The 19028-nt window shown below is 60.9% G+C and carries 16 protein-coding genes and 1 pseudogene; 7 read left to right on the top strand and 10 right to left on the bottom strand.

The genetic code is table 11. The features are described 5' to 3' along the window. Nucleotides 1-99 precede the first annotated feature (99 nt). Both selD and F8562_RS10450 read left to right on the top strand, forming a co-directional pair. A complete protein-coding gene (gene selD, locus F8562_RS10455; protein WP_014838186.1) occupies nt 100-1143 on the top strand; it encodes a selenide, water dikinase SelD in 1044 nt (347 codons plus the stop codon). A gap of 4 nt (nt 1144-1147) precedes the next feature. Further along, a pseudogene (locus F8562_RS10450) lies at nt 1148-3080 on the top strand (DNA topoisomerase III); the annotation flags it as partial. A gap of 95 nt (nt 3081-3175) precedes the next feature. Here the strand turns inward: F8562_RS10450 and gdhA are convergent. Together gdhA and F8562_RS10440 are read right to left on the bottom strand one after the other, a co-directional pair. Continuing rightward, a complete protein-coding gene (gene gdhA / locus F8562_RS10445) occupies nt 3176-4519 on the bottom strand; it encodes an NADP-specific glutamate dehydrogenase (RefSeq protein WP_014838187.1) in 1344 nt (447 codons plus the stop codon). A gap of 182 nt (nt 4520-4701) precedes the next feature. Beyond that, nucleotides 4702-5112, bottom strand: coding sequence for a pyrimidine (deoxy)nucleoside triphosphate diphosphatase (locus F8562_RS10440; RefSeq protein ID WP_014838189.1), 411 nt, complete (start codon nt 5110-5112; stop codon nt 4702-4704). A gap of 86 nt (nt 5113-5198) precedes the next feature. On the opposite strand from F8562_RS10440, the gene F8562_RS10435 reads away from it, so the two are divergent. Further along, on the top strand, nt 5199-5816 hold the full coding sequence (locus F8562_RS10435) for a CDP-alcohol phosphatidyltransferase family protein (RefSeq protein ID WP_014838190.1): 618 nt from the start codon (nt 5199-5201) through the stop codon (nt 5814-5816). 134 nt (nt 5817-5950) lie between these two features. Here the strand turns inward: F8562_RS10435 and F8562_RS10430 are convergent, their stop codons facing one another. From F8562_RS10430 to xthA, 8 genes are all read right to left on the bottom strand, one after another. Continuing rightward, the gene (locus F8562_RS10430) at nt 5951-7258 is read right to left on the bottom strand and encodes a rhodanese-like domain-containing protein (RefSeq protein WP_014228969.1); all 1308 of its coding nucleotides are present in this window, start codon (nt 7256-7258) and stop codon (nt 5951-5953) included. A 78-nt stretch (nt 7259-7336) separates the two neighbouring features. Then, a complete protein-coding gene (locus F8562_RS10425; protein WP_014838191.1) occupies nt 7337-7969 on the bottom strand; it encodes an ATP-binding cassette domain-containing protein in 633 nt (210 codons plus the stop codon). Then, entirely contained in the window at nt 7969-9504 is a 1536-nt protein-coding gene (locus F8562_RS10420; RefSeq protein WP_014838192.1) for an ABC transporter permease subunit, read from the bottom strand. The genes F8562_RS10425 and F8562_RS10420 overlap by 1 nt, the downstream gene beginning before the upstream one ends. Further along, nucleotides 9477-10637 carry an ABC transporter substrate-binding protein gene (locus F8562_RS10415; protein WP_014838193.1) on the bottom strand — a complete coding sequence of 387 codons (1161 nt, stop codon included), beginning with the start codon at nt 10635-10637 and terminating at the stop codon, nt 9477-9479. Before F8562_RS10415 ends, F8562_RS10420 begins: the two co-directional genes overlap by 28 nt. Before the next feature lie 9 nt (nt 10638-10646). After that, a complete protein-coding gene (locus F8562_RS10410; RefSeq protein ID WP_014228973.1) occupies nt 10647-11198 on the bottom strand; it encodes a carboxymuconolactone decarboxylase family protein in 552 nt (183 codons plus the stop codon). Next, nucleotides 11195-11893: a TVP38/TMEM64 family protein gene (locus F8562_RS10405; RefSeq protein WP_014838194.1), complete on the bottom strand. Its 699-nt coding sequence runs from the start codon at nt 11891-11893 to the stop codon at nt 11195-11197. The genes F8562_RS10410 and F8562_RS10405 overlap by 4 nt, the downstream gene beginning before the upstream one ends. Next, a complete protein-coding gene (locus tag F8562_RS10400; protein ID WP_369816092.1) occupies nt 11883-12515 on the bottom strand; it encodes a TVP38/TMEM64 family protein in 633 nt (210 codons plus the stop codon). The genes F8562_RS10405 and F8562_RS10400 overlap by 11 nt, the downstream gene beginning before the upstream one ends. Nucleotides 12516-12728: 213 nt before the next feature. Beyond that, nucleotides 12729-13535 (bottom strand): exodeoxyribonuclease III, encoded by an 807-nt coding sequence (gene xthA, locus F8562_RS10395; RefSeq protein ID WP_014228976.1) that lies wholly within the window; start codon nt 13533-13535, stop codon nt 12729-12731. A gap of 444 nt (nt 13536-13979) precedes the next feature. Between xthA and F8562_RS10390 the strand changes: the two genes are divergently transcribed. From F8562_RS10390 to astB, 4 genes are read left to right on the top strand one after another with little or no spacing between them, the layout of a single operon-like run. Further along, nucleotides 13980-15200 carry an aspartate aminotransferase family protein gene (locus F8562_RS10390; RefSeq protein ID WP_014838196.1) on the top strand — a complete coding sequence of 407 codons (1221 nt, stop codon included), beginning with the start codon at nt 13980-13982 and terminating at the stop codon, nt 15198-15200. Next, nucleotides 15197-16231 carry an arginine N-succinyltransferase gene (gene astA / locus F8562_RS10385; protein WP_014228978.1) on the top strand — a complete coding sequence of 345 codons (1035 nt, stop codon included), beginning with the start codon at nt 15197-15199 and terminating at the stop codon, nt 16229-16231. The genes F8562_RS10390 and astA overlap by 4 nt, the downstream gene beginning before the upstream one ends. Next, on the top strand, nt 16228-17706 hold the full coding sequence (gene astD / locus F8562_RS10380) for a succinylglutamate-semialdehyde dehydrogenase (protein WP_014838197.1): 1479 nt from the start codon (nt 16228-16230) through the stop codon (nt 17704-17706). The genes astA and astD overlap by 4 nt, the downstream gene beginning before the upstream one ends. Further along, entirely contained in the window at nt 17703-19028 is a 1326-nt protein-coding gene (gene astB / locus F8562_RS10375; RefSeq protein ID WP_014838198.1) for an N-succinylarginine dihydrolase, read from the top strand. The genes astD and astB overlap by 4 nt, the downstream gene beginning before the upstream one ends.

Below are 19028 nucleotides of genomic sequence, written 5' to 3'. Positions count from 1 at the left end.
TCTGCTTAATGAGCAACCATACGCGATTTCGGACTGTCGCACTTACCACTCCGCCATTTGGGCGCTACCATATCGGGATTGCAATGACAGGAGATGTCCATGAGCGAGCAAGCCATTCGTTTAACGCAATACAGCCACGGAGCCGGTTGCGGGTGTAAAATTTCCCCTAAGGTGCTGGAAACTATCCTGCAAAGCGACCAGGCCAAATTTATCGACCCGAATCTGCTGGTGGGCAACGAAACCAGCGATGATGCCGCGGTCTACGATCTCGGTAACGGCACGTCGATCGTCAGTACTACCGATTTTTTTATGCCGATCGTCGACAACCCGTTCGACTTTGGGCGCATTGCGGCGACCAACGCCATCAGCGATATTTTCGCCATGGGCGGTAAGCCGATTATGGCGATCGCTATTCTCGGCTGGCCCATCAATACCCTGGCGCCGGAAATTGCCCGTCAGGTGGTTGAGGGCGGGCGCTTTGCCTGCCAGCAGGCGGGGATCGCGCTTGCCGGCGGCCACTCCATTGACGCTCCGGAACCCATTTTCGGGCTTGCCGTGACCGGCATCGTCCCGACCGAGCGGGTGAAGAAAAACAGCACCGCGCAGGCCGGCTGCAAGCTGTATCTCACTAAACCGCTGGGTATTGGCGTGCTGACCACCGCGGAGAAAAAGTCGCTGCTGAAGCCTGAGCACCAGGGGCTGGCGACGGAAACCATGTGCCAGATGAACCTCGTCGGCTCGGCGTTCGCCAACATTGACGGCGTGAAGGCGATGACCGACGTCACCGGCTTCGGGCTTCTGGGCCACCTGAGCGAAGTGTGCCGCGGCGCGGGCGTACAGGCGCAGCTTACCTATGCGGAAATCCCGAAATTGCCCGGCGTCGAAGCCTACATCGCGGCGGGCGCGGTGCCGGGCGGTACCGGGCGTAACTTTGCCAGCTACGGCCATTTGATGGGCGACATGCCGCCAGCGTGGCGCGATCTGCTGTGCGATCCGCAAACCTCCGGCGGTCTGCTGCTGGCGGTAACGCCGGAAGCCGAGGCTGAGGTGCAGGCTGCCGCCGCTGAGTTTGGTATCACGCTTACCGCTATCGGCGAGCTGGTTACCGCCCGCGGCGGACGCCCCATGATCGAGATCCGTTGATTTCATGCGGCTGTTTATTGCAGAAAAACCGAGTCTCGGTCGCGCCATCGCCGATGTGCTGCCAAAACCGCATCGCAAAGGCGACGGCTACATTGAGTGCGGTAACGGGCAGGTGGTCACGTGGTGCATCGGCCACCTGCTGGAGCAGGCCCAGCCCGACGTCTACGATGCGCGCTATGCGCGCTGGAACCTGCTCGACTTGCCTATCGTGCCGGAAAAGTGGCAGCTGCAGCCTAAACCGTCGGTGACCAAACAGCTTAACGTGATTAAGCGTCTGCTCGGCGATGCGCAGGAAGTCATTCATGCGGGTGACCCGGACAGAGAGGGGCAGCTGCTGGTGGATGAGGTACTTGACTACCTGCAGCTGGCGCCGGAAAAGCGTCAGCAGGTGCAGCGCTGTCTGATTAACGATCTTAACCCGCAGGCGGTGGAGCGGGCGATTAACCGCCTGCGCGCCAACAGCGAATTTGTTCCGCTGTGCGTCTCCGCGCTGGCCCGCGCCCGCGCCGACTGGCTATACGGGATCAATATGACCCGCGCGTACACCATCCTTGGCCGTAACGCGGGTTACCAGGGGGTACTCTCGGTCGGGCGCGTGCAAACGCCGGTGCTTGGCCTGGTGGTACGCCGCGATGAAGAGATTGAAAACTTCGTCGCTAAAGACTTCTTCGACGTCAAGGCGCATATCGTTACCCCCAAGGATGAGCGTTTTGTCGCCACCTGGGTGCCCAGCGAGGCCTGTGAACCGTACCAGGATGAAGAGGGGCGACTGCTGCATCGCTCGCTTGCCGAGCACGTCGTCAAGCGCATTGAGGGGCAGCCGGCGACGGTCACCGCTTATAACGATAAGCGGGACTCTGAGCCAGCGCCGCTGCCGTTCTCCCTCTCGGCACTGCAGATTGAAGCCGCGAAGCGCTTCGGCTTTAGCGCGCAGAACGTGCTGGATATCTGCCAGAAGCTGTACGAAACCCATAAGCTGATTACCTATCCGCGTTCGGATAGCCGCTATCTGCCGGAGGAGCATTTTGCCGGGCGCCATGCGGTGCTGAACGCGATCGGCGTGCACGCGGCGGATCTGCTGCCGCAGCCGGTGGTGGATCCGGAGATCCGTAACCGCTGCTGGGACGATAAAAAGGTCGATGCCCACCACGCGATTATTCCGACCGCCCGCAGTTCGCAGGTAAAACTCAGCGACAACGAAGAAAAGGTTTACGGCCTGATTGCCCGCCAGTATCTGATGCAGTTCTGTCCGGATGCGGTGTTCCGCAAATGCCAGATCGATCTCGATATCGCCAACGGCAAGTTCGTTGCCAAAGCGCGTTTTCTGGCGGAAGCGGGCTGGCGAACCCTGCTGGGCAATAAAGAGCGCGATGAAGAGAACGACGGCATGCCGCTGCCGGTGGTGGCAAAGGATGACGAGCTGCTGTGCGAAAAAGGCGAAGTGGTGGAGCGTCAGACCCAGCCGCCGCGTCATTTTACCGATGCGACGCTGCTATCGGCGATGACCGGTATTGCCCGCTTTGTGCAGGATAAAGACCTGAAGAAAATCCTGCGCGCAACGGACGGACTCGGTACGGAGGCAACCCGCGCCGGGATTATCGAACTGTTGTTCAAACGCGGCTTCTTAACCAAGAAAGGGCGCTATATCCACTCCACCGACGCCGGGAAGGCGCTGTTCCACTCTTTGCCTGAAATGGCGACGCGCCCGGATATGACCGCCCACTGGGAATCGATTCTGACGCAAATCAGCGAGAAACAGTGCCGCTATCAGGACTTTATGCAGCCGCTGGTCGGTACCCTGTTCCAGCTTATCGACCAGGCCAGGAGCACGCCGGTACGCCGCTTCCGCGGAATTGTGGCCCCGGGCGACGGCAAGAAGAGCTTTAGCAAGGGGAAAGGCAGAGCCAAAGCGAAAGATAAAAAAAGCGCCGCCGGCCCTGCGGCGGAAAGTCCGCAATAAAAAACCCCGGGAAACCGGGGTTTTTCAATTATGTTCCGAACCCATATACAGGGGTTCATTCAGCGAGTGGACTTAAATAACACCCTGCGCCAGCATTGCGTCGGCGACCTTCACGAAACCGGCGATATTCGCGCCGCGTACGTAGTTGGTCTGCTTCGCTTCACCGCCGTACTCAACGCAGGCGTGGTGGATATCCAGCATGATATGGTGCAAACGGGCATCCACTTTCTCCGCTTTCCAGCCCATACGCGCGGCGTTCTGCGCCATTTCCAGACCTGAAGTGGCGACGCCGCCGGCGTTGGCCGCTTTACCCGGCGCGAATAGCACGCCCGCTTCGAGGAACAGATCGGTCGCCGCGATAGTGGTTGGCATGTTGGCGCCTTCCGCAACGGCCTTCACGCCGTTGGCAATGAGCTGGCGGGCAGCGTCGACGTCCAGCTCGTTCTGCGTGGCGCACGGCAGAGCGATATCCACCGGCACGGACCACGGCTGCTTGCCTTCAAGGTAGGTCAGGCCGAACTCGCGCGCGTAATCCGCCACGCGGCCGTGGCTGCGCTCTTTAATGTCGATCAGGCGCGCCAGTTTTTCTTTAGTAAAGCCAGACTCGTCAACCACGGTACCGTTGGAGTCGGAAGCCGTAATCACCCGGGCGCCGAGCTCCATGGCTTTCTCAATCGCGTACTGCGCCACGTTGCCCGACCCGGACACCGCGACGCGAGCCCCTTCAAAGCCCAAACCGTGGCGCTTAAGCATCGCTTCGGTGAAGTAAATCAGTCCGTAACCGGTGGCTTCCGGACGAATCAGGCTGCCGCCGAAGGAGAGGCCTTTACCGGTGAAGACGCAGGCGCTGTTGTTGGAGAGCTTACGCATCATTCCGGCCATAAAGCCCACTTCACGACCGCCCACGCCGATATCACCGGCCGGCACGTCGGTATCCGGACCGAGGTGGCGATAGAGCTCAGTCATCAGCGACTGGCAGAAACGCATCACTTCGCCATCGCTTTTTCCTTTAGGATCGAAGTCGCTGCCGCCTTTACCGCCGCCCATAGGCAGGGTGGTGAGAGCGTTTTTGAAGGTTTGTTCAAAGCCGAGGAATTTCAGAATCGACAGGTTTACAGAGGGATGGAAACGCATACCGCCCTTATACGGGCCGATGGCGGAGTTGAACTGCACGCGCCAGGCGCGGTTAACCTGAACCTGATTGCGGTCATCAACCCAAACGACGCGGAACTGGATAGCACGCTCCGGTTCAACCAGACGTTCCAGCAAATTCATCTGACGATAGCGCGGATTTTCCTCAAGGAATGGCCACAGGGTGGTCATCACCTCGCGGACCGCCTGAGCAAATTCAGTTTGATTTGGATCGCGCTGTTGAACGCGGGCGAGAAAACCTTCCAGAGTGCACGTCTGATCCATAGATATAAGTTCCCCTTATGGTTGTGGTTGCGTCTATTTATTATGATTCGGCCCTTGAAAAAGCCGATTTTCCGACTATACCATCGGAAATCGTTAGTTAAGCAAGGAAAAATTGTTCAGAAAGCAAAATTTATAATCAGGCGGTGGTCATAATCAAAAACGATGACAACCACCCGATAAAATTAGCGGGAATGGAGAGCGACGCGCTGGGCGATAAAGGCTTCGAGCAGGGGAATATCGGCTGGCGCAAGAGGGAAGGTTAACGCCTCCTGCGGTGAACACCAGCGCAGCTGGCTGTGGTAGCGGGCGATGGGTTCGCCGTTAAAATGCGGAACCCACCAGGCGTGAAGATGTATCAGGCGAGCGGACACTTCGCGCTGGTGGCTGGCGATGTAGCATTCCGGCCGGGCGTCGATCGCCAGCTCCTCCCGGAGCTCGCGCGCCAGCGCCTGGGCCTGGGTTTCGCCGGGTTCGACTTTACCGCCGGCCAGCTCCCACATTCCCGGCTGATCCGCGTGGGGCGGCCGCTGCGCCAGCAGAATTTGCCCGTTGCGTTCGATAATGGCGGCAACAACATCAAGGGTTTTTAGCATGTGAATCATCGTTCTGTACGGGATAATGGCCTATTATCACCGTCCTTGTCCCCGTCAAACAACCCTGAATTCGCTGGAGAGACTTTGTGCTTGACCGTCATTTGCATCCCCGCCTGAAACCTGTCCTCAACGCCGCCGCCGCCCTGCTGGATCGTCCGGCTATCTCTCCCGATGGCCTGACGCTATTTGGCTTTGCGATTGGCGTGCTGGCGCTGCCGTTTTTAGCCCTGGGCTGGTATCCGGCGGCGCTGGCGGCGATCGCGATCAATCGCCTGCTGGATGGCCTGGACGGCGCGCTGGCCCGGCGACGCGGATTAACCGATGCGGGCGGTTTTCTCGATATTTCTCTCGATTTCCTGTTTTACGCCCTGGTGCCGTTTGGCTTTATTCTTGCCGATCCGGCGCACAACGCGCTGGCGGGCGGCTGGCTGCTGTTCGCGTTTATCGGTACCGGCAGCAGCTTTCTCGCCTTTGCCGCGCTGGCGGCTAAGCATCAAATCGATAATCCGGGCTACGCCCACAAATCGTTTTATTATCTCGGCGGGCTGACGGAAGGGACGGAAACTATCGCGCTGTTTGTGCTGAGCTGCCTGTTCCCGGCGTGGTTTGCGTGGCTGGCGTGGATGTTTGGCGCACTGTGCTGGCTGACGACCTTTACGCGGGTGTGGAGCGGATACCTGACCCTGAAGCAGGTAAGAGATTGATGGGCGGGTTTTTCCCGGCTGCGCTTAGCCGGGCTACGGGGCCACAGTCGTCAGCGGTCCGGTGCGCCAGCGCCGTCTTCGCGAAATGCGCCGGGAAGGATGCTTCCCGGCGGTGCATATGGCCAACAGGCGAATTACATACTGCTTTCCGGGCCGCGTTCCCCGCGCGAGACCGGGTTTTTCGGGTTGCTGCTCCACTCGTACCAGCCGCCGTCGTAGACCGAGACGTTGTTCCAGCCCATCGCCCGGGCGTACATAAAGGTTTCTGAGGCGCGCCAGCCGGTACCGCAGTAAAAAGAGACCTGCTGGTTCGGCAGAATATTCCATGATTTCCACATCGCGGCGATATCATCTGCGCTACGCATGGTGCCGTCCGGATTATGGAAATCCTCCATATGGGTGGAGTCGCTTCCGGCATGGCCCCAGCGGGCCCCGGCAATCTCCCCCATCGGCTTGATATAGCTGTAGCCGCTGGTGGTGCCGATAAACTCCGGCCAGGAACGAATGCTTACCAGCGAGGCGTCCTGACGGTGCAGCAGGGCGCGAGCCTGCTCGGTATTGAGCATCAGCTGCGGCTGACCCGGGATCGGCGCGCCGAACTCCGGCTCGGGCTTCTGCTTCGGCGGCGTTCCGCGCTCGACCGGCAGCCCGGCGTCGGACCAGGTTTTCCAGCCGCCGTCGAGCAGGCGTACATCCTTAACCCCGGCGTAGAGCATGATCTGCGCCACGCGGGCGGCGGCATACACGTCGCGACCGTACAAAATCACCGCGGTGTCATGGCGAATACCGTGTTTTGCCAGCATCGCTTTAAGCTGCGCGTCGGAGACTTTGTTCCATAGCGGCTCGCTCTCCACCTCGTTGGTATCGATATACCCGGCGCCCGGAATATGGCTCAGCAGATAAAACTTCGGCGCGCCCCAGGCGGCCTCGAACACCTTCCAGTGCCCGGCAGGCGCGGCGGTGACCGGTTTACCCTGCTGGAGGTCGTGCAGCCACTGCGGATACACCAGCTGTTCAAAATGCGGCAGCTTCTGCAGGCGGTCCGCCTGGCTCAGGGCGTCGCCGAGCGAGCTGAGGTGAGTGAAACCAGCCGCCTTAAGGCGCGCCGCGACTTTCGCGTTGTCGTCGGCGTTGCCGTACAGCGCAATCGGCGTAGAGGCCTGCAGATTGTGCAGCTTAGCCCAGGCGCTCAGCTGTTCATCGTTCAGCGAGCCAAGCCAGCTGGCGGCGAGGTTGAGCGCCTGCGGTTCATGGCCCTGAGGGCCGTTGGCGCCTTGCGGCCAACCGTTATAGAAAGCGCTAAGGCGCGTATCAATAGCGACGCCGTTGTGCTGTTGCAGCGTGGCAAGCGTTAGCGTTGGCATGGTGTCAGCGGCGGAGGTGGAAGCAGCAGCAAGCCCCATCAGCAGGGCGAGTGCGGTCAATTGAGAAACACGTTTCATCGAAATGCCCGGCAGTAGAAAATTGAGCGGCAATTCTCCGCGAACAATGCGGAGAATTCTTTGCGATAGCGCAGGCTTTCATTGCCAGAGCCCCATATGCAAACAGCGTCCGCCGGCGGGCGTATCCTGGTCATCATGCGTGACCAGCACCGCGGGGATCGCCTGCCGCGCCAGTTCGTTGAACACCCAGCGGCGAAAATCGGCGCGCAGCGCAACGTCGAGACGGTTAAACGGCTCATCCAGCAGCAGCGCCCGCGGTCGGGCCAGCAGGGCGCGCAGCAGGCTGACCCGCGCCCGCTGGCCGCCGGAAAGGGTGGCCGGATCGCGCGTATAAAATCCCGCCAGACCGGCGCGCTCCAGCGCCTGTTCGACCTGGGCTTTGCGCTGGGGGCCGCGGACGTCAGCGGCAAGCGCCAGGAGTAAATTTTGCCCGACGCTGAAGTGGTCGAACAGCAGCGCGTCCTGGAACAGGATGCCGATGCGCCGTCGCTCGGTGGGTAAACTGTCGCAGCGCTGGTTATCCAGCCACAGCTCGCCGGCGGCGCGAAAATTCTCCGCCAGCGCGCCGACCATCCAGGCGAACAGGGTTGATTTACCGCTGCCCGAGGGGCCCATCAGGGTCAGTATCTCGCCGGGAGCAACGGAAAAGTCGACGTTGCGCAGCAGCGGCTCTTCGTTGAGGCTGAGAGTCAGGTTTTTGACGATCAACATTAGCGTAATCCTTGTCGATAGCGGCCGGTCAGCCAGGCCAGCAGCGCGGTGGCGGCAAAAAACAGCGCCGGCAGCAGTAGCTGCCATAGCGCCTGCGCGGCCAGAGTGGACGTCTCGCCGCCGCTGCTCAGCGCGACGGCTTCGCTGGTGAGCGTCGGGAACCGTCCGCCCCCCAGCCATAACGTCGGCAGATATTGCGCGATGCTTACCGAAAAGCCCACCGCCAGCGCGGTCAGCAGAGGACGCGTCAGGGCGGGTAAGGTAACCAGCCAGAAGATGCGGCCTCGTTGCCAGCCGAGGGTGCGGGCGAGCAGCTCCATGCGCGGGTCGCGAGCGCGCCAGGCGGGACGCAGAATAAACAGCATCCACGGCACGACCCACAGCAGGTGCCCCCATAAAACGGCGACCCACTCGCCGTCCAGCCACGTATACAGCGCCAGCTGATATTGGCCGTCTACCAGCGGCAGCGCCGGTAAAATCAGTGGCAGCCAGATCCATCCGTCGAAACGGGAAGGGCCAGACGCCAGCCACAGCAGGCAGATAACCGCGCCGAGCGACGCTGAGCAGAGTCCAAGCCACAGGCTGTTGCCGACGCTATCGCTGACCGGCTGGCTATTCTGCGCCGCCGCGGCAAGCAGCAGGGCGCAGGCCACGCCGCACAGCGGCAGAAGAAGGGCGAAGCTTTTCCCGGCGAGCGCCCGCGGCTGCGGGCGGCGGATCCCCTGAACCTGCGGGATCCGCCGTCGCCAGAGACGCCAGACTCCCCACGCCGCCAGCGCCATGATGGCGAGCGTCAGCAGCAGTACCAGGCTGGCGAGGGCGCCTTTCGCCTGCTGGATCTCATCGCCCTGGCTTAACCATTGCCAGGCCAGCACCGCCAGCGTCGGCGGGTTACCCGGGCCAATCACCAGCGCGACGTCGACCGCCGAAAGGCTCCAGGCGGCGGTGGCCAGCAGCGCTATCGACAGCGCCGGAAGCAGCGTGGGCAAGACTAACCATTTCAGGCACTGCCAGCGTCCGTAGCCGAGGCTTTTTAATACCGTCGCCTTTCCGGCCAGGCGTTTCTCGCCTAACAGGCCATAAACCACCCACAGCAGGAACGCGCTCTCTTTGAGCGCCATCGTCAGGCCCAGTCCAATGCCGTAGCGGTCAACCGGCGGGGTAAAAAAGGGCAACAGGCGCGAGAGCCAGCCGCCATCGGCGAAGAGCAGCAGGGCGGCGGTGGCGAAGGCCACATGGGGCACCGCCAGCAGCAGAGGGAGCCTTGCGGCCAGCCGCCGCCAGCCGCCCGACGGCCAGAGTGCGGCCACGACGGTGAGCGTGATGATCAGCGCGCCGCCAACCGATAGCAGAGTTGAGACGAGAGTCGCCGCCAGCGCCTGGCTGAATTGCGGGTCGGCAAACAGCGACAGCCAGCGCGCGCGGCGGAGCGCCGGAAGCGCCATCAGCGCAGCGGCCGGCAGCAGCGGCAGATAGATCAGCGCGACGGCGGCCCAGGCCAGCAGCCTTAGTGCGTGCCGTAGCGGCGCAGCCATTCCTGCTCCAGCGCGTCAACCCAGGCCGCGTGCGGTTCACCCAGCATCGGCGGCATATTCTGCGGCACAACGGCGTTAAAGGCCTGCCGCTCAGTCTCGGTTAATTTCGCCGGATCCAGCACGCTGGGGTCCCCCCACACCGTCGGGTCGGCCTTGCGCAGCTGGGCCTGGGGCGAGAGCAGGAAATTCGCGACCACTTTCGCCCCCGCCGTCGCCCGGGCATTGGCCGGGATCGCCACAAAGTGGACGTTGCCAAGCATCCCCTCGCGGAAGCCGAAACCGTAGCTGTCTTTCGGCAGCTCGCCGCTGACCGCTTTTTGCTGCGCGTGCAGCGGGTTAAAGGTGATGGACAGCCTGAGGGTCCCATTTTTAAGCATGGCATCCATGCGGGCGGGCGAAGCCGGGAAGTCGCGGCCCTGGCGCCACAGCAGAGGATGAAGCCGATCAAGATAGTGCCACAGCGGCGCGGTCACGGCGGCGAAGGTGGCCTCCTCAGGCGGCTGGCGTAGCGCGTCGGGCCGCGGAGTCAGCGTCAGCAGCAGCTGTTCAAGAAACGCGGTACCGGTAAAATCCGGCGGACGCGGGTAGGTGACGCTGCCGGGATGCGCGGCGGCGAAAGCCAGCAGCGCCTGCGGAGAGGTGGGCCCGTCGGGCGTTTGTGAGCGGCGGGCGATAAAAGTGAGCTGCGCGCCGCCCCACGGCGACTCGGCGCCGTCGGTGGGGATGGAGAAATCCTCGCGCACCGGCTTTTGCGTATCGACAAAGCGCCAGTTGGGCAGGGTTTCCGCCCACCGGGTTTGCAGCAGCCTGCCGTTTTTCAGGGTGCGGAAGTTTTCGCCGTTGACCCACAGCAGATCGATGGAACCGCCTTTACTGCGTCCGGCGCGGGCTTCGGTCTGGATGCGCTTCACCGCGTCGGCGGCATCCGCAATATGCACGATGCGCAGGTCGATAGCGTAGTCGCGCTTTACCTCACCGCTGACCCAGTCGAGATAGCGGTTCACCGCCGGATCGCCGCCCCAGGCGTTAAACCACACCGTCTGGCCGCGGGCTTCTTGTTGTAGGGATTGCCAGCCGGCGCTGGCGGCCAGCGGGGAGAGCAACAGCAAAGCGAAGACCAGCACACTGCGCATAACCACTCCTTATGGTTTTGAATCGGTTGGGATCCGGCACAATCCCTGGGCGGGGATCGCCATGGCCGAATTAAAGCGCGCCGACAGGTTTTGTAAACCGATCAGCGCCGTGAGTTCGGTGAGCGCGCGGGCGTCAAACTGGCCTGCCAGCCTGTCGCGCAGCGCATCGTCGACCACCGGCGGCGTCATGCTGGCCGCCTCGGCATACTCCAGCGCCAGCCGCTCGCGGTCGCTGAATAGCGCGCTGTCCCGCCATTCGGCGACCGCCAGCAGCTTAGCGCTGCCGCCGCTGCGTTCCGCCAGCTTCATATTGGTGATATCAATGCAAAACTCGCACAGGCACAGCTGCGCGACGCGGGCGCTGACCAGCGATCTCAGCACCGGATCGAGGGGCGAACGCTTGCGTTCCAGATAGCCGACGAACATCGACACCAGGTAAAACACCAGCGGAATACGGCCCCACCAGCGGATAGGGCTGAGCACCTCGCCGTAGTGGCGACGATGCAGCCAGGCCTGCGGGCGAAGAATCAGCGGAATGGACTTCAGAGGGGGTAAGCTCATCGTGAACGCCTCTTTTGTTGTTCAAGATAGAGCGCTTTCGCGACGACCACCACAATCGCCAGCGCAAACAGGATCGATAAACCGGTCACCAGCCAGAATGTGCCGCCGGTCAGCAGGCTGCCGGTCCACGAATAGACTATCGTCGCGGGCAGCTGGCCGAGACCGGTGGCCAGCATAAAGTGGCGAAAGCGCATTGACGTCAGCCCGGCGGCGTAGCTCACCGGGTCGAAGGGAACGAAAGGGAGCAGACGGCAGATTAATATGGTGTGTTTGCCGTAGCGGGTAAAAAAGCCATCCGTACTCTGCAGTACGCTCTTGCCGGTGAGCTTTTCCACCGCGTCGCGGCCGAGCGCTCTGGCGATAAAAAAGCACAGCGCCGCGCCGGCCATCGCGCTCACCCACGACAGCGCGCCGCCCCAGAAGGCGCCGAACAGGGAAGCGTTAGCGAAGGTGATCAGGAAGGCGGGAAGCGGGGCGATAATCGCCTGCAAAATCATCAGGGCGAAGGAGACCAGCGCCGCCTGCGGGCCCCAGGAGTCGATAAAGCGTTCAATAGCCTGCTGATCGAGCGTGGCAAAAGCGGCGAGGCTGCGCTGCATAAACTCATTGACGCCGGGTATCAGCCACCATGCCAGCAGAAGCGCAAACAGCGTCATGCCGATGGCTATCCGGTAGCGCGCGTTGCTATTTTTCATCGTTAGCCTGTATCCGTGATGTCTCGATTCGCCGATAGCGGGCATAGCTTTTCGCCGCCTGAATCAGGACAAATAAAGCCAGCCCCGCGAGGGTCAGCTTCAGTATAAACAGGGGGGTGATACCCTCGCGGATAAGCTCGCTGGCCATCAGCGTATAGATAAATATGCCGGGCAAGGTGGTGAGGGCGGAAATAAAGGTAAATGTCCAGAACGGAATCGCCGTCAGGCCATAGGCGTAGTTCTGAACATTATAGGGAAACAGCGGGATGAGCCGGGTCAGAATTAAAAAATCGGTGCCGCTACGGGCGATGCCTTTTTCAATGGCCTGAAATATCGCCGTCTGCCCGACGTATTTAAGCAGCAGCTCGCGGCCCAGCCAGCGGGCGAACAGAAACGACGCGGAGGAGGCGAGCGTCGCCGCCAGCAGCGATAGCAAAGTTCCCGCCAGCGGACCGAAAATCACCCCGCCGGCAATCACTAAAAGAGTGCCCGGTAGCAAAAACAGGGTGGCGACGATAAACAGCAGAATATAGAGCGTATAGCCGAAGGCGCCGCTCTGGCGGATCATTTCGCGCAGACGATCAAAATGGGTAACCAGCCCGGCAAAACCCGACTGCTGAATAAGACAGGCGACAATGCTCAATATCACCACAACAAAAAGCAGCTTATATTCTGCTTTATGACGGCTTCTTTTGCATTGGGTTCTCCTGTATGGCGCGGGCGGTCTGAAGTGCGCGCGACAGTATAATAGTTTGCCGCCGTTCACAATCTCTGACGGCGGCTTTTTTGATATGGCTCAGGCTCTCCGGACGGGAGAGCCTGACGGAGGGAATATTTAGACTTTAAAGGTCGCCCATACCGGCGCGTGGTCGGACGGCTTTTCCATTGCGCGAATTTCGTAGTCGATACCGGTTTCGATGCAGCGCTGCGCCAGCGGGGTGCTTGCCAGCAGCAGATCGATACGCAGCCCGCGGTTATCGTCAAAGCCCTTAGAGCGATAGTCGAACCACGAGAAGTGTTCGTTATCCTGCGGATTCGCATGGCGGTAAGTATCCACCAGGCCCCAGCTCAGCAGGCGCTCCATCCATTCGCGCTCTTCCGGCAGGAAGGAACACTTGCCGGTACGCAGCCAGCGCTTGCGGTTCTCTTCACCGATGCCGATATCGAGATCGGTCGGGCTGATATTCATGTCGCCCATGATCAGTACCGGATTCTCTTTATTCAGTTCGGTATCAAGGTAGTTTTGCAGGTTCTGATAAAACGCCGCCTTCGCCGGGAATTTGGTTTCATGATCGCGACTTTCGCCCTGCGGGAAATAGCCGTTAATCACCGTCACGTTGCCAAACGGGGAAGGGATTTCCGCCATGATGATGCGGCGCTGGGCCTCTTCACCATCGTTTGGGAAACCGCGACGCACGGAGATCGGCGTCTCTTTGGTCAGCAGCGCGACGCCGTAATGGCCTTTCTGCCCGTGATAAAAGACGTTATAGCCCAGCTTTGCCACCTCTTCGAGAGGAAACATATCGTCGTGAACTTTGGTTTCCTGTAGGCCGATGACGTCGGGCTGGTGTTTATCGATGATGGCGGCCAGCTGATGCGGGCGGGCACGCAGGCCGTTGATATTAAAAGAGACAAATTTCATAGTCGCTGCCACTGTGCAAGGTGAATAGTGCAGGGATGGTAGCAGAAATTCGCCGGGCTGGCTGCGCAAAGGCGCTTTATTCTGCCGATTGCAGCGGTTGGTAGCCTGTTTGCACAAACTGTGCACCATTCTGGAACGCGCTGCGCCAAAAAAGGGCAATTATTGCCGATAAATTTCGTCAAGGATCACAATTACAGAATTATATCTTACCCCTGCATAATCTTTCTTTTTATTCCACTGCAAAAGCCTCTTTTAGTATTTTTATTCACTTTTTATGCATTTTATGTGAATAACGGTCTTTCGTAACTTCTTGATATTTCGTTGACGACCTCGATTTATGCATTTTTACCTCTGGCTGGCACGAACCGTGCAATCTACATTTACAGCGTAATAACCATATTCATTAACATTATTTAAACTTTTTATTTACCGGAAGAGGTCGATATGTCTCAGTCAATTACGCGTAGCAACTTTGATGAATGGATGATGCCTGTATACGCGCCAGCGGCTTTTATTCCGGTACGCGGCGAGGGGTCACGCCTGTGGGATCAGCAGGGAAAAGAGTATATCGATTTTGCCGGCGGCATTGCGGTGAACGCCCTCGGCCACGCTCATCCTCGGCTGGTTAAAGCGCTGACCGGGCAGGCGGAAAAGTTCTGGCATACCGGTAACGGCTATACCAATGAGCCGGTATTGCGTCTGGCTAAGCAGCTGATTGACGCCACTTTTGCCGACCGGGTCTTTTTCTGTAACTCCGGGGCCGAAGCCAACGAAGCGGCGCTAAAACTGGCGCGCAAATATGCCCACGATCGTTTCGGCAGCGAGAAAAGCGGCATCGTGGCGTTCAAGAATGCCTTCCACGGCCGCACGCTGTTTACCGTTTCCGCGGGCGGCCAGCCGGCCTATTCGCAGGATTTTGCGCCGCTGCCGCCGCAGATTCAGCACGCCATCTATAACGACCTCGACTCGGCAAAGGCGCTGATCGACGACAATACCTGCGCGGTGATCGTTGAACCGATGCAGGGTGAAGGCGGCGTCGTGCCTGCGGATGCGGACTTCCTGCGCGGCCTGCGTGAACTGTGCGATGAGCACAACGCGCTGCTGATTTTCGACGAAGTCCAGACCGGCGTCGGCCGTACCGGGGAGCTGTACGCCTATATGCACTACGGCGTGACGCCGGACGTGCTTTCCACCGCGAAAGCGCTGGGCGGCGGTTTCCCGATCGGTGCGCTGCTGGCATCGGAGCGCTGCGCCAGCGTGATGACCGTCGGCACCCACGGCACGACCTACGGCGGCAACCCGCTGGCCTGCGCGGTGGCGGGAGAAGTGTTTGCCATCGTCAACACCCGCGAAGTGCTCAGCGGCGTTAAGCAGCGCCATCAATGGTTCTGCGAACGGCTCAACGCGATTAACGCGCGTTACGGCCTGTTTAAAGAGATTCGCGGCCTGGGGCTGCTTATCGGCTGCGTGCTGAAGGATGAATATGCCGGCAAGGCGAAGACCATCAGTAATGAGGCGGCGGAAGAGGGGCTGATGATGCTGATCGCCGGCGCCAACGTGGTGCGTTTCGCTCCGGCACTGATTATCAGCGAAGAAGAGATCAACGCCGGGCTGGATCGCTTCGAACTGGCCTGCAAACGCTTTCTCGCGGGGGTCTCATCATGATGGTGATCCGTCCTGTAGAAAAAGGCGATCTGCCGGGGCTAATGACTCTGGCGGGCGAGACCGGCGGCGGCCTGACGTCGCTGCCGGCCGATGAAGCCACGCTGGCCGCGCGCATTGAACGTTCGCAGATGACCTGGCGCGGCGAGCTGCCGAAAAGCGAGCAGGGTTATGTGTTCGTTCTTGAGGACTGCGCCAGCGGCGCGGTAGCGGGAATTTGCGCCATTGAGGTGGCCGTGGGGCTTAACGACCCCTGGTACAACTATCGCGTCGGTACCCAGGTGCACGCATCGAAAGAGCTTAACGTCTACAACGCCCTGCCGACGCTGTTTCTCAGTAACGACCATACCGGCAGCAGCGAACTGTGTACGCTGTTCCTGGACCCAAAATGGCGTAAAGAGGGCAACGGCTATCTGCTGTCGAAATCGCGTTTTCTGTTTATGGCCGCCTTTCGCGAACGTTTCAACGATAAGGTCGTGGCGGAAATGCGCGGCGTCATTGACGAACACGGCTACTCGCCGTTCTGGGAGAGTCTCGGGAAACGCTTCTTCGCGATGGAGTTCTCCCGCGCCGACTACCTGTGCGGCACCGGGCAGAAGGCGTTTATCGCCGCGCTGATGCCGAAGCACCCGCTGTATATCGACTTTTTAAGCGACGAAGCGCGAGCGGTCATCGGCGAGGTCCATCCGCAAACCGCGCCGGCACGCGCGGTGCTGGAGAAAGAGGGATTTCGCTATCTCAACTACGTCGATATCTTCGACGGCGGCCCGACGCTGGAGTGCGAAATTGACCGGGTGCGGGCCATTCGCAAAAGCCGGCTGGTCACCGTCGTCGAAGGCCAGCCCGCGCCGGGCGAGTGGCCGGCCTGTCTGGTTGCTAATGAGCAGTACCAGCAGTTTCGCGCCATGCTGGTTCACGCCGACCCGGAGAGCGACCGCCTGGTGCTAAGCGCGCGCGAGCTGGATGCCCTGAAATGCCACCCTGGCGACCAGATTCGCCTGGTTCGTTTGTGCCCTGAGGAGAAAAAATCATGAGTTTATGGATTAACGGCGACTGGCAAAGCGGTCGCGGCCCGGCCCGTAGTAAACATAACCCGGTAAGCCAGGCGCTGCTGTGGCAGGGCAACGATGCCGATGCCGGGCAGGTGGCGCTGGCGGTCACCGCGGCGCGCGCGGCGTTTCCCGCGTGGGCGCGTCAGTCGTTTGCCGCCCGGAAAGCGATAGCGGAAAAGTTTGCTTCGTTACTGGAAGCGAACAAAGGCGAATTAACCCGGATTATCGCCCAGGAGACCGGCAAACCGCGCTGGGAAGCGGCAACGGAAGTTACCGCGATGATCAACAAAATCGCCATTTCGGTGAACGCGTATCATAGCCGTACGGGGGAAGCGCAGACCGCGATGGCGGACGGAGAGGCGACGCTGCGCCATCGGCCGCACGGCGTGCTGGCGGTCTTTGGCCCCTACAATTTTCCCGGACACCTGCCTAACGGGCATATCGTTCCGGCGCTGCTGGCGGGAAATACCGTGGTATTCAAACCCAGCGAGCTGACGCCTCAAAGCGGAGAGGCGGTGGTGAAGCTATGGGCCGAAGCCGGCCTACCGCCGGGCGTGCTTAACCTGCTCCAGGGCGGGCGGGAAACCGGCGAAGCGCTGAGCGGCCAGGCGGACATCGACGGCCTGCTATTTACCGGCAGCTCTGCGACGGGTTTTCAACTTCATCGCCAGCTTGCCGGGCAGCCGGAAAAAATTCTCGCTCTTGAGATGGGCGGCAACAACCCGCTGATCGTCGATGACCCACAGGATATCGACGCCGCGGTCCATCTGACCATTCAGTCGGCGTTTATTACTGCCGGACAGCGCTGTACCTGCGCGCGGCGGCTGCTGGTAAAACGCGGCCAGATCGGCGATGCGTTTCTTCAGCGGCTTGTGACGGTGTCACAAACGCTGATTCCCGACGCGTGGGACGCTGAACCTCAGCCGTTCCTCGGCGGGTTAATTTCAGCGCAGGCCGCGCAAAAGGTACATCAGGCCTGGCTGGCCCACGTGGCCAGCGGCGGAAAAACCCTGCTGGAGCCGCGCCTGCTGCAGGCCGGAACCTCGCTGCTGACGCCGGGTATTATCGAGATGAGCGCGGTGGCGCAGGTGGCCGACGAAGAGGTCTTCGGGCCGCTGCTCTGCGTCTGGCGCTATGACCATTTCGATGAGGCGATTGCCCTCGCTAACGCGACCCGTTTCGGGCTTTCCTGCGGGCTGATCTCCGCCGAACGCGACAAATTCGACCAGCTGCTGCTGGAGGCGCGGGCCGGGATCGTTAACTGGAACAAACCCTTAACCGGCGCCGCCAGCACCGCGCCGTTCGGCGGTACCGGCGCTTCCGGTAACCACCGGCCGGGGGCGTGGTACGCCGCAGACTATTGCGCCTGGCCGATGGCCAGTCTCGAATCACCGGAGCTGGCGCTGCCGGCAACCCTCAGCCCCGGGCTGAATTTCCGTAAGGAGACATCACAATGAAAGCCCGGGAAGTGAACTTTGACGGGCTGCCGGGCCTGACCCACCACTATGCGGGTTTATCTTTCGGCAACGAAGCCTCGACGAAGCACCGCTATCGGGTGTCGAACCCGCAGCTGGCGGCAAAGCAGGGGCTGAAAAAAATGAAAGCGCTGGCGGATGCTGGATATCCGCAGGCGCTGATCCCGCCGCAGGAGCGGCCAAACATTCCGCTGTTGCGGCAGATCGGTTTTAGCGGTAGCGATGAGCAGGTGCTGGAAAAGGCGGCGCGCCAGGCGCCGGAACTGCTCTCGGCGGTCAGCTCCGCGTCATCGATGTGGGTGGCTAACGCCGCCACGGTCTCGCCCTCGGCCGATTCGCTGGATGGCCGGGTGCATCTGACCGTCGCCAACCTGAACGATAAATTCCATCGCGCCAGCGAAGCGCCGAGCACCGAAGCGCTGCTGCGGGCGATTTTCCCCGATGAGCAGCGGTTTGCCGTACACGGCGCGCTGCCCCAGGTATCGCTGTTCGGCGATGAAGGGGCGGCAAACCACAACCGCCTCGGCGGCGACTACGGCGCGCCCGGCGTGCAGCTGTTTATTTACGGCCGCCAGCAGGGGGGCGAAGATAATCCGCTGCGCTACCCGGCGCGGCAGACGCTCGAGGCCAGCCAGGCCGTCGCCCGCCTGAATCAGGTCAATCCCCGGCAGGTGATTTTCGCCCGACAAAATCCGGCGGTGATTGATAAAGGCGTGTTTCATAACGATGTGATTGCGGTAAGCAATCAGCAGGTGCTGTTTTGCCACGAGCAGGCGTTTGTTGACCAGCCGCAGCTCCTGCAGCAGCTGGCGCAGCAGGTCTCCGGCTTTACGCCGCTGGTGGTGCCGGCGAGTCAGGTTTCGGTGGAAGAGGCGGTGGCGACCTATCTGTTCAACAGCCAGCTGCTAAGCAAAGAAGAAGGCGGGATGCGGCTGATTTTGCCGCTGGAAGCGCAGGAACACCCGGGCGTCTGGCGCTACCTGAACCGGCTGGTGGAGGGCGATAACCCCATCGATGAGCTACAGGTTTACGATCTGCGCGAAAGCATGGCCAACGGCGGCGGCCCGGCCTGCCTGAGGCTGCGGGTGGTGCTGACGGAGGACGAGCGACAGGCGGTGAATCCGGCGGTCATAATGAACGATACGCTGTTCGCCACCCTGAATGACTGGGTAGACCGCTACTATCGCGATCGCCTGACCCAGGTCGATCTCGCGGATCCGCAGCTGCTGCGCGAAGGCCGCGAGGCGCTCGACCGCTTAACGCAAATCCTGCGCCTGGGCTCAGTGTATCCGTTTCAGCAATAA

This window comes from Klebsiella sp. RCJ4 (assembly GCF_009025755.1).
Taxonomy (GTDB): domain Bacteria; phylum Pseudomonadota; class Gammaproteobacteria; order Enterobacterales; family Enterobacteriaceae; genus Klebsiella; species Klebsiella michiganensis.
The sequence above is the reverse complement of the archived record's forward strand: the minus strand, read 5'-3'. Positions and strand labels throughout refer to the sequence as shown.